This is a genomic window from Marinicella litoralis (assembly GCF_002591915.1).
GTDB lineage: Bacteria > Pseudomonadota > Gammaproteobacteria > Xanthomonadales > Marinicellaceae > Marinicella > Marinicella litoralis.
In genome coordinates this window covers 417,050-428,071 of record NZ_NIHB01000002.1, presented here as the reverse complement: position 1 = coordinate 428,071, position 11,022 = coordinate 417,050, and the positions used below count along the sequence as shown (strand labels likewise).

General features: G+C 42.3%; 14 protein-coding genes. 7 read left to right on the top strand and 7 right to left on the bottom strand.

Features of this window, described 5'->3' with window-relative positions; genetic code table 11:
- The first annotated feature begins 12 nt into the window (after positions 1–12).
- From CCS90_RS08315 to CCS90_RS08305, 3 genes are all read left to right on the top strand, one after another.
- Complete coding sequence (locus CCS90_RS08315; protein ID WP_099019077.1) at positions 13–618, top strand: peroxiredoxin C; 606 nt, start codon at positions 13–15, stop codon at positions 616–618.
- Between the two features lie 114 nt (positions 619–732).
- Positions 733–1,281: a hypothetical protein gene (locus CCS90_RS08310; RefSeq protein ID WP_099019076.1), complete on the top strand. Its 549-nt coding sequence runs from the start codon at positions 733–735 to the stop codon at positions 1,279–1,281.
- A 61-nt stretch (positions 1,282–1,342) separates the two neighbouring features.
- Entirely contained in the window at positions 1,343–2,272 is a 930-nt protein-coding gene (locus CCS90_RS08305) for a peptidylprolyl isomerase (RefSeq protein WP_099019075.1), read from the top strand.
- On the opposite strand, the gene aat is transcribed toward CCS90_RS08305, so the two are convergent.
- Together aat and trxB are read right to left on the bottom strand one after the other, a co-directional pair.
- Positions 2,254–2,910: a leucyl/phenylalanyl-tRNA--protein transferase gene (gene aat, locus CCS90_RS08300; protein ID WP_099019074.1), complete on the bottom strand. Its 657-nt coding sequence runs from the start codon at positions 2,908–2,910 to the stop codon at positions 2,254–2,256. The two genes, CCS90_RS08305 and aat, sit on opposite strands and share 19 nt — an antisense overlap.
- Before the next feature lie 60 nt (positions 2,911–2,970).
- Positions 2,971–3,927: a thioredoxin-disulfide reductase gene (gene trxB, locus CCS90_RS08295; RefSeq protein ID WP_099019073.1), complete on the bottom strand. Its 957-nt coding sequence runs from the start codon at positions 3,925–3,927 to the stop codon at positions 2,971–2,973.
- A 277-nt stretch (positions 3,928–4,204) separates the two neighbouring features.
- On the opposite strand from trxB, the gene ald reads away from it, so the two are divergent.
- The 4 genes from ald (at position 4,205) to CCS90_RS08275 (ending at position 8,534) form a co-directional block, all read left to right on the top strand.
- Entirely contained in the window at positions 4,205–5,266 is a 1,062-nt protein-coding gene (gene ald, locus CCS90_RS08290) for an alanine dehydrogenase (RefSeq protein ID WP_099019072.1), read from the top strand.
- 83 nt (positions 5,267–5,349) lie between these two features.
- The gene (locus CCS90_RS08285; protein ID WP_246026999.1) at positions 5,350–7,641 is read left to right on the top strand and encodes a DNA translocase FtsK; all 2,292 of its coding nucleotides are present in this window, start codon (positions 5,350–5,352) and stop codon (positions 7,639–7,641) included.
- 14 nt (positions 7,642–7,655) lie between these two features.
- On the top strand, positions 7,656–8,189 hold the full coding sequence (locus tag CCS90_RS08280; protein ID WP_099019070.1) for a DsrE family protein: 534 nt from the start codon (positions 7,656–7,658) through the stop codon (positions 8,187–8,189).
- A 51-nt stretch (positions 8,190–8,240) separates the two neighbouring features.
- Entirely contained in the window at positions 8,241–8,534 is a 294-nt protein-coding gene (locus tag CCS90_RS08275; RefSeq protein ID WP_099019069.1) for a DUF6916 family protein, read from the top strand.
- Positions 8,535–8,539: 5 nt separating this feature from the next.
- Here CCS90_RS08275 and CCS90_RS08270 read toward each other — a convergent pair whose 3' ends face one another.
- The 5 genes from CCS90_RS08270 to CCS90_RS08250 are packed head-to-tail and all read right to left on the bottom strand — an operon-like array spanning position 8,540 to position 10,955.
- Positions 8,540–9,055 (bottom strand): GNAT family N-acetyltransferase, encoded by a 516-nt coding sequence (locus CCS90_RS08270; RefSeq protein ID WP_099019068.1) that lies wholly within the window; start codon positions 9,053–9,055, stop codon positions 8,540–8,542.
- Complete coding sequence (locus CCS90_RS08265) at positions 9,048–9,395, bottom strand: hypothetical protein (RefSeq protein ID WP_099019067.1); 348 nt, start codon at positions 9,393–9,395, stop codon at positions 9,048–9,050. Before CCS90_RS08265 ends, CCS90_RS08270 begins: the two co-directional genes overlap by 8 nt.
- Positions 9,396–9,397: 2 nt before the next feature.
- The gene (locus CCS90_RS08260; RefSeq protein ID WP_099019066.1) at positions 9,398–9,922 is read right to left on the bottom strand and encodes a phage tail protein; all 525 of its coding nucleotides are present in this window, start codon (positions 9,920–9,922) and stop codon (positions 9,398–9,400) included.
- Positions 9,923–9,932: 10 nt separating this feature from the next.
- Positions 9,933–10,451, bottom strand: coding sequence for a phage tail protein (locus CCS90_RS08255; protein ID WP_099019065.1), 519 nt, complete (start codon positions 10,449–10,451; stop codon positions 9,933–9,935).
- A gap of 9 nt (positions 10,452–10,460) precedes the next feature.
- Complete coding sequence (locus tag CCS90_RS08250) at positions 10,461–10,955, bottom strand: phage tail protein (RefSeq protein WP_099019064.1); 495 nt, start codon at positions 10,953–10,955, stop codon at positions 10,461–10,463.
- Positions 10,956–11,022 lie beyond the last annotated feature (67 nt).

Sequence of the window (11,022 nt, the reverse complement as noted above, 5' to 3'; positions counted from 1 at the left end):
TGGAGAAAAACAATGGGCGTACTCGTTGGAAGAAAAGCACCAAATTTAAAAGGTGCAGCTGTATTAGGAACCGGTGAAATTGTTGATGAATATAATTTCAAACAAGCCACAGAAGGAAAAATCAAAGTGGTTTTTTTCTACCCTTTGGATTTTACTTTTGTTTGTCCTTCTGAGTTGATTGCTTTTGATAAGCGCATGGCAGAATTTGAAAAACGTGGTGTTGAAGTGGTTTCAGTTTCGATTGATTCACAATTTACCCACAATGCATGGCGCAATACGCCAATCAACAAAGGTGGTATCGGGCCAGTAAAATATACCATGTTTGCAGATGTTACACACAAAGCATGTAAAAAATATGACGTTGAAACACCAGACGGCGCAGTGGCTTTTCGTGCCTCGTTTTTGATTGACGCCAACAACATTGTTCGTCATCAAGTGGTGAATGATTTACCTTTGGGTCGTAACGTGGATGAAATGTTGCGTATGGTTGATGCTTTGTTATTCCATGAAGAACATGGTGAAGTTTGTCCAGCAGGTTGGCAAGATGGTGACAAAGGCATGAACGCATCTCCTGATGGTGTGGCTGAGTATTTGTCAACAGAATCTGACAAACTATAACTCAATTACTTGCTCACAAATACTTGTTTATTTTGACCAATTAGCAAGCAAGCAAAGACCTGAAAGTGACTGTAATGGTTTATACTTTCAGGTCTTTTTTTATGTGGGATGTTTATGCTCATTGATTGGCCATATATAGAACGGGCATTTGCTGAAATAACAGCAAACGTTGATTTGCTCTGTCCTTTGGATCAATGGTCTATTCAGCCTCTCAAATTATCAGCAACTCAACACAAAACCAAATATGGTATGGCAGACGTGAATGGTGTGATTTATATCAACCAAGCATTTGTCGGCACATCTGCAGTTGCTTTATTGGATGCCACCATCAGGCATGAATTGGCACATTTGTGTGTGGGTTTACAACATGGTCATGACTCATGTTTCAAAGCCATAGCCAAAAAGTTTGGCGCCAATTTTGGTAGACACCTCAAACAAGAAACTGCACAGGTACATGTTGTGATAGGTCACAAATACTTGTTGTTTGCCACCATCGAAAACAAAGCACTTAACACCACAACAGAAATTTTATTCAGACGCGTTCATCGCAAACATGCCAAGTACCTTGACTACAAACCAGGAAGGTTTCGCTATTTAACCATTAAGGGACAGAAGGTATTGAATTTTCGTTATGTAGAGTCACTCAATAACCATTCAGGTTGAACTTATTTTGAGCTGGGCCATGATTTGCGTTATATTGTGTTGATTGTTTGTCGAGAATATAATGAAACTTATTATTTGCTGTCTGGCTTTACTGCCGCTCATTTCAGGGTGCCAGGTTAAATCCAATTTAATAGTTGAGCCTATCCATGATCCATCAATCGCTACGCCATCAACTGTGGTGGCCAATTCCAGTGCTGAAGAGTGGCGGGAATTGGATGCAGAAAACACATTGTACCTGACATTAAGCAGTGGCTTGGTGGTGATTGAACTGTTGCCTGACTTGGCTCCGGAGCATGTTGCAAACACCAAGGCATTGATCAGACAAGGCGTTTTTGATGGCACTCAATTTTATCGTGTGCTTGATGGCTTTGTGGCACAAGGTGGCCCCATGTTTGAATCAGCGGCAGACATGAAGCCATTATCAAATGGCAAATACAGTGTCCCTGAAGAACTGACTTATACCGGTGAATTAAGTGATCAATACATCCCATTTGATTCATCTGATGGTTATGCGGATGAAACGGGATTCATTGATGGCTTTGCTGTGGGTAGGGATTTATCCAGTGGTGAAACCTGGCTGTTACATTGTTATGGTGCATTAGGTATGGGACGTGCCAATGAATTAGACTCAGGAGGTACAGAGTTGTATATAGTCAATGGCCCTGCACAACGTTATTTAGACCGAAATGTCACGGTGTTCGGTCGAGTGATTACTGGTATGGAACACATCCAAGCATTAAAAAGAAGTGTCAATCTTGATGGCCCTGTCGATTTAGCTGGACAGAACATCATTGCTTCTATTCAAATGGCAGCTGATTTATCGGCAGATGATGTATTGGCAATTGAAGTGATGGATACCCGTTCAGATTCGTTCAAGCAATTATTGGATGCACGCAAGAACCGATCTGGTGAGTGGTTTGTACATCAGCATGATTATATCGATGCCTGTGGAGTGCCAATTCCTGTGAGGCTTCAAACAGCTGCCCATTGATTGAGTTGTTTAATGAAATCAGTCCTTGGAATTAATTTTGCACCCAGCGAAGCCAAATGTGGGTTGTGAAGCTGGCAATCTAACAATTTAATACCGTTTTTAAGCATGTGTTGACACAAACCATACATGGCCATTTTTGAGCCGTTGGTTTGTAGTGAAAACATGGATTCCCCACAATATATGGCACCAAGAGCCACGCCATAAATACCGCCAGCCAGTGCACCGTCAATTTCAACTTCTAGACAAAAAGCATGCCCTTCGTTGAACAAGGCAGTGTATGCTGCAATCATTTCTGGGTGAATCCAAGTGCCTTTGTCTTTTCTGGAAACTTGGGCACAATGTTCTGCTGTTGATTTAAAATTACGATTGAAATGGAATTGGGGTGCAAGTTGGTTGATTGCCTTTTTAAGGCTTTTGCTGACATGGAACTCATTGGGTCGCATGACCATTCGTTCACTCGGGCTCCACCAAAGAATCGGTTCTCCTAAGGAATACCAAGGAAAAATGCCTTTTTTATAGGCCTGGGTTAACCTGTGACTTGATAAATCGCCACCAAAACACAAAAGACCATCTGGATCATTTAAGGCTTGATTGATCGGCGGGAAGGGGGTTGTTCCATCGATACAAGGAAGTATCATAAATCAAACGGGGCAGGTGTGGACTTTTGCTCAGAGTCACACCCGCCTTTAATATAAGTATTAAACTTTTTCTTTGGCATCTAAATACCTTTCAGCATCTAACGCTGCCATACAACCTGAACCGGCTGATGTGATGGCTTGGCGATAAATGTGATCCATCACATCACCCGCCGCAAAAACACCTTTAACGGATGTTTGTGTGGCATTACCTTGTTGTCCGGATTCTACAGTAATGTAACCATGTTGCATGGCTAATTGACCTTCGAATATTTGGGTGTTGGGTTTGTGACCAATGGCGATAAACACCCCCTGTACAGCCAAAGTTTGGGTGCTTTCATCTTTAACACTTTTAACACGCAAAGCATTGACCCCGGCGGCATCACCCAAAACTTCATCAACCACATGGTCCCAGACCAATTCAATGTTGCCGTTTTTGGCTTTTTCGAACAGCCGGTCTTGCAATATTTTTTCAGACCGCAATGAATCACGACGGTGTACCAGATAAACTTTGGATGCGATGTTGGAAAGGTACAAGGCTTCTTCAACGGCCGTGTTACCACCACCTACCACAGCCACTGGTTGATCTCGATAGAAAAAACCATCACAAGTGGCGCATGCCGACACACCTTTGCCTTTAAAGGCTTCTTCAGATTCTAAACCCAAATACATGGCACTGGCGCCAGTCGCAATGATCAGCGAGTCACAAGTGTAAATGGCTTGGTCACCATTCAAGGTAAATGGACCTTGTTTTAAATCAACAGTATTGATGTAATCAAAAATAACCTTGGTGTCAAATTTTTCTGCATGTTGTAACATGCGAGCCATTAATTCCGGTCCTTGTAAATCACCAGGGTCACCAGGCCAGTTTTCAACTTCAGTGGTGGTCATTAATTGGCCACCTTGCTCTAAGCCAGTAATAATCACTGGATTTAAGTTGGCGCGAGCTGCATAAACCGCAGCGGAATAACCAGCTGGACCTGAACCTACAATGATGAGTTTATGATGTACTTTTTCCATTCACCTATTCCAAATTTCTAAAGGTTGAAATCTTATACGTTCATCTGTGGTTTGTAAATTAGATTAAATAAGTCGTAATGATTTGATTTATCTATGGCCACTCGGGACATACATCTGATTTGAGTGGATAAATCGTTTGTTGTCATTGCTTTGATTGAGATAAAATGTGCCTCCTATGTGATGGCGTGTATTGATGAATTAATGAGTGTCCATTGCTTAAATGGTTTTGAAGAGCAAAACCTATCTTCAACATTACCTTTTGTGGGGACGCATAAAGATGAAAATTGGTATACCAAAAGAAACCAAAACACTAGAAGGTCGAGTGGCATTGGTACCAGCAGCAGCCGCTGATTTGGTCAGAGCTGGCAATGAAGTTTACATCCAATCATCAGCAGGATTAATGAGTGGATTTTCTGACGATGATTACATCCGAGCGGGTGTAAAAATTGAACCTGATGCAGCAAGTTTATACGGCGTGGCTGAAATGATTGTTAAAGTCAAAGAACCCATTGCTGGTGATTTACAACACCTCAGAGAAGATCATTTATTATTCTGTTATTTACATTTAGCGGCAGAACCTGAGTTAACCCAATCGTTGCTGGATATTGGATTAACCGGTGTGGCTTTTGAAACGGTTGAAGAAGCCGATGGTTCATTACCATTATTGGCTCCTATGAGTATCATTGCGGGTAAAATTGCCACTCAAGTAGGAACCTCGACATTGCATCATCCCATGGGTGGTAAAGGTATTTTGTTGGGTGGTTTACCATCAACAGAACGCGGTAAAGTTGTGGTTTTGGGTGGTGGTGCAGCCGGTGGTAACTCTGCCGCATTGGCAGCTGCCAGTGGCGCCAACGTGGTGGTATTTGATAAACGTCAAGATCGATTGGCACAAATGATGGCCATGGGATCAAATGTCACTGCTTTGTACCCTTATCAAGAATTGGTTGCTTCTGAAATATCCAATGCTGATTTGGTTATTGGTGCGGTTTTGGTTACAGGTGCCAAAGCGCCTCATGTGATCACCGAAGAAATGGTCAAAGGTATGGAGCCAGGCTCAGTTATCGCTGACATTTCGGTTGACCAAGGTGGTTGTGTAGAAACCACGCGACCAACAACATGGGCAGAACCCACATTCACTCAACATGGTGTGGTTCATTTTTCAGTCACCAACATGCCAGGTGCGGTGCCAAGAACATCAACACATGCCATTTCAGCAGCCATCTTGCCTTATGTGCAAAGGTTGTCACAAATTGATTGGCCATCTGTTCCATCATTGCAGAAAGGGATAAATGTACAGGATGGTAAAATCATGCACCCAGCATTGTTTGATTTATAACATTTTGCTTCAATTCAAGAATTGATTATTAAGGCATTAAGGCTTATCCTTAGTGCCTTATTTAATTTTAAATGTGAGCACTGTTGAATCAAGTATCAAAACAAGTCAAAAATCGCGTCAGGGAGAGTTTGGTATTTATCATTGTTCCTGTAGCGGCCTATTTCTTACTCTCATTACTCAGTTATAACCCCCAAGACCCTGGATCTTTTGCCACATCAGATGTCAATAAGATCAATAACTTGGGTGGTTTAACCGGGGCATATATTGCCGATTTCTTACTGCATTTTCTTGGGTATTTTGCTTATTTCATTCCATTGGGTTTGTTGTATATTGCATGGCGGTTGTTTCAAGATCGCACAGATCATGAAGATTCATGGTTAGATACCACGATTAAGTCATTGGGTTTTGTCGCTTCTTTGTTAACTGGTTGTGGTTTGTCACACCTGCATGCGAACACTGGTGGTATGCCTTTTTCAGGTGGTGGAATCATTGGTGATGTGGTTGGAAGTTCGGTTTTCTCTGGTTTTGGTGGCATTGGCGCAACCTTGATTCTGGCCGCTACTTTTCTGGCTGGCATTACTTTGTTCACTGGTTTGTCTTGGATAGGCTTGGCCGATAAAGTCGGACAATTGACCATTAAGTTCATTCATTGGTTGGGTGAAAGGCGCGAACAGTTCGCTGATTGGCGAGCCGGCAAAAAGGCCCGAACAGAACGTGAAGTTGTCAGAAAAATTGATGCTAAAATTCAAGAAAAGCGTGAGCCCATAGTGATTGAACAGTTTGAACCTGAGGTGGTCGAATCCAAGCGTTCAAGCAAAGAAAAACAAATGAATTTGTTTCATACATTACCGGCAGGCAAATTACCACCATTGTCGTTACTGGATAACCCAACCAACCAAGTATTTGGCTATACCAATGATGAATTGGAAGTGCTTTCCAGACAACTGGAATTAAAGCTGGCAGATTATAAGGTGCAAGCAGAAGTGGTGGGGGTTTATCCCGGTCCAGTCATCACCCGATTTGAAGTCAATCCATCTGCTGGGATAAAAGCCAGTAAAATCATGGGTTTGGCCAAAGATTTGGCTCGTGGGTTGTCGATCACCAGTGTGCGCATTGTGGATGTGATACCGGGTAAACCTTATATTGGTATCGAAATTCCGAATGCCAGTCGAGAAATCGTTTATTTAAGTGAAATACTCAGATCGGTCAGTTTTGATAAGTCTAGATCACCATTGACCTTAGCCATGGGCAAAAGTATCGGAGGCAATCCAGTGATTGCTGACATTGCTAAAATGCCTCATTTATTGGTGGCTGGAACCACTGGTTCTGGTAAGTCTGTGGCGGTTAACTCAATGATCATTTCGTTGTTGTATAAAGCCAGTCCAGAACAAGTCAAAATGATCATGGTTGATCCAAAAATGTTGGAACTATCCATTTATGAAGGCATTCCACATTTATTGGCACCGGTGGTTACAGACATGAAAGAAGCAGCCAATGCATTGCGTTGGTGTGTGGCAGAAATGGAACGTCGTTACAAATTAATGGCAGCCATGGGTGTGCGAAATTTGGCTGGTTACAACAAGAAAATTCAAAAAGCTTTGGATGCAGGTGAACCCATCATGGATCCATTTTGGGATGAAGTCACTTCACCTTTCGGTTCAGTACAAGAAGCACTCAAACCCATGCCATTTATTGTGGTCATCATTGATGAGTTTGCTGATATGATGATGATTGTGGGTAAAAAAGTGGAAGAGTTGATTGCTCGGTTGGCACAGAAAGCCCGTGCTGCAGGCGTGCATTTAATCTTGGCCACTCAAAGACCTTCTGTTGATGTCATTACCGGTTTGATTAAAGCCAACATTCCTACCAGAATGGCCTTTCAAGTGTCATCAAGGATTGATTCCAGAACCATTTTAGACCAGGGTGGTGCTGAAATGCTGTTGGGACATGGAGACATGTTGTATTTACCTCCAGGTATGGCTCAGCCAGATCGTGTACACGGTGCATTTGTTGATGACCATGAGGTACATTCTGTGGTTAATTATCTGACCAGTCATTATGAAGCCGATTATCAAGAAGGTATTTTAGATAATGTTCAGTTAACCGATGATGGCCAAATGTTGAGTGAGACTGGATTGCCTGAACGCGGTGAAGATGAAGTTGATGAGCTGTATGACAAAGCCGTGTTTGTGGTGACTGAAAGTCGCAAAGCTTCCATCTCTTATGTTCAAAGGCGATTACGGGTAGGGTATAACAGGGCAGCAACCATCGTTGAACAGTTAGAAGCCAATGGCGTGGTTTCGGCGCCAGCACACAATGGCGCAAGAGAAGTTCTGGCGCCCCCGCCACCTTCGGTAGACAATACAGAATTCTGAGTAAGGAAAGTACAATGAAATCAATTTTTATAATTTATGGTTTATTTTTTAGTTTTCAATCATTGGCCCAGATGGATCAATTTCATGCCGGTAAAGTCATAGAAAACCATGGAAAAATAGCTGAAGTTGAGGGTATGGATCCCTTACCACCCGGGGCCCAGTTCAATGTCAGTTTTGATGTTTCTAAAGCTGCTGTGCCCGGTGAAATCAATCGTTCAATTGACAGTGTGGCTCGATTTATAAATATGCATGATGCGGCTGGCGTTGCTGCTGAACAAATTAACTTGGCCATGGTTGTTCATGGCGGTTCGGTAAGGGACATGACTGTAAATAATGCCTACCGCAAAAACAATGAAGCAGACAATGCCAATGTGGCATTGATTATGGCTTTACAAAAACAAGGTGTTGATTTTTATGTTTGTGGTCAAAGTGCAGCCTATTATGGGGTTAAAACTGAAGACCTGATACCAGGGGTGAAGATGGCACTGTCTGCCATGACTGCCCATGCACTGCTGCAGCAGAAAGGTTACACGCTTAATCCATTTTAATCATCAATTAAGTTATAATTGTCATACCTTAAGCCACATAAATTTAATTGTATGTCACTGCCAGATAAAGAATTATTTGAAGCCCATATTGATGACGTTTTTGAGATTGATTTTGATGGACAGAACAAAAGCCAATGTCATATCAAAGAGATCAATACCAGTACAGCACCAATGGTTAAACAAAATTCAAAACAGTTTTCAGTGGTGTTTTTAACGGCAGGCCCACAGGTTTATGAGCAAGGAGTGTATGCAGTTTCTCATGCAAAATTGGGTGTGTTTGAATTGTTTTTGGTGCCAGTTTTTGGTGATGAAAAAGAAGTTCATTACGAAGCTGTATTCACATAAAAACTTTATTCAGGATACCATTCCATGTATTGATACACACCTTTGTCTTCTACTTGTTTGAAGCCGTGCTTGAGGTACCAGGCATAAGCCGGGTTGAAGTTTTCAACGTGAATGACCACTTTTTTGTTGTCATCTTGTGCTTCTATCAATAGTTCTTGCAGCAACTGAGTACCCAGTCCATGTCCACGATGTGACGGTAATATGGCCACATCAATCAAACAAATCGAGGTTTCATCTCGATCAATATATATTCGACCAATTTGTTTCTTGTTTTGTTTGATTATCAGTTTTTCAGCTTTTGGATAATGGCTTAAATAATGCTTGTGCTGTGCTTCGAATTGTTGCTTTAAAAAATCAAGGCGCTGCTGGTCATTCCATGGCGCCTGCAATACTTCTTCCCATCGAGTAGTGGCATACAATTCACACAAAAAAGCCATGTCTTTATCAGAGATGGCTTTGAATGTTATGTCTGATTGAATCAGCTTTGAATTGTTTTGATAAGCCAGCCAGTCATCAGGCATTGGTTCTCCAGTTATACACAGCTTGTAATTTGTTTTTATCTACAGGAGACATAAATATTTGATGCTTTTTTCCATTGTGGTCGATTAAATGGTATATTTTTTCATCTAAATAACCATTGGGATTTTCCACATCAAAGGTTAACACAAATTGTTTATGGTCTTTGTTGGCAGTGGGTAATGAGTGTCCACTGAGGCTCATTTTTAAGCCTTCGTCACTGGTCATTTGATGACCGGCTTCAAACACATGTTGCTTGCTTTTGATTGCAGCCAATGATGGTGCCACAATCAGGGAAATACCCATTGTGCCCATTACAGACTTGGCAAATATTCTTCTGTTCATGATTAACTCCTGCTTGGGTATAAACCTTGTAAGGCGATGATGTAATTGATGGCCAGAAAGGGTTGCATGTTGTTGTGTGGTTGTGAGCCACCGGTATTTAATAATGTGCCAGCATTCATGTCGGCACCTAAGTTATCGGTATCATCATAAACATTGCCGCCAACACTTCTGGACAACACTGTGGTGTCAGTTGGTGCAAAGGTTGAACCAGGTGATGTTGATGCCCCTAAGTTGTGGTTGTGGGAAGGCATTTGTGCTGCAGTAACAGTGGCTGTTTCAGCGCCGCCTTGTTGCCCCAAGCGCCGAGAAGTTAATCCTGGACCTCTTCCTGGGTGCATAGGTGCCTTGCCTTGTAAGTTGGGTAGTGCGGTGGTGGTTCTGCCATCGCCACCATAAGTGGTCCCTATCAAGGAAAATAAGGCTGTGTTTTGTGCAATTGGTAATAACTGCCCATTACAAAATGCCCAGCTTCTGGGTGCAAAATTACCGGCAAATATTCTGATTTCAGCTATAAATGGTTCTGACATGATTTTGCTCCTATTGTCTTGATGGATAAATGCCAAATAAGGCGATTATAAAATTCACACATAAATACGGCATCATGTTGTTATGGCTTTGACTTCCGCCGGTGTTATTAACTGAGGTGTTCAGCAAATTTGCATTGGGTGGTACAGGCCTGAGTAACCTGACATTGGGTGATGCAGCCAAATATTGACCATTCGGGTTGTTTTCTGACCCGGGCGCAGTTGACGCTTGAAAATCATGTTGGTGTGATGGCAGCTGATTGACTGTTAAGGTTACAGTTTCAGTCCCATACTTTTCCCCCAACCTTCTTTGGCTCAGGCCAGGGCCCGTTCCTGCGTGATTAGGAATGCGTCCACGCATATCAGGCAGTCCAAATGTGGTTCTCCCATCCCCTCCATATACGGTTCCTAGTAATGAAAAAAGGGCGTCATTTTGTGAGACGGCTAATAATTGGCCGTCACAGAATGCCCAGCCTCGGGGGGCAAAGTTCCCAGCAAACATGCGGATTTCTCCTACAAATGGTTCTGACATAATAGACTCCTAATTTCTAGATGGAAACAAGCCTTGAAGGGCTATACAAAAATTCACAACCAATGTGGGCTGCATGTTGTTGTGCGCTTGCCCACCACCCGAATTCAATACTTCATTGGTCATGGTTAACAAGTCAGTACCTGAGTTATATCCATTGTTAATGGCTCCTAAAGTGTTGTCGACAGGAATTGGGTTGTTACCATTGTTGGTTGAAGCTGAAGTGATGTGGTTATGTGCCGGCATTTCTGCAGCAGCTAAGGTGTGGTTTTCTTCACCCGCTTTCTGGCCTTGGGTATGTCCATTACCAACATGAATAGGGGTTCTGCCACGTAATTCTGGAAGCGCAAACGTAGTCCTGCCATCACCACCATATATGGTACCCAACAATGAATACAATGATTGATTTTGACTGATGGGTAGAATCTGCCCATCACAAAAGGCCCAACCCCTGGGTGCAAAATTAAAGCCCATCATCCTGATTTCGGCCAAAAATGGTTCTGACATGATATTTCCCCTATTGATATACCTATATAATTATACTATAAAAAACATTCATTAGTGACACAATGTT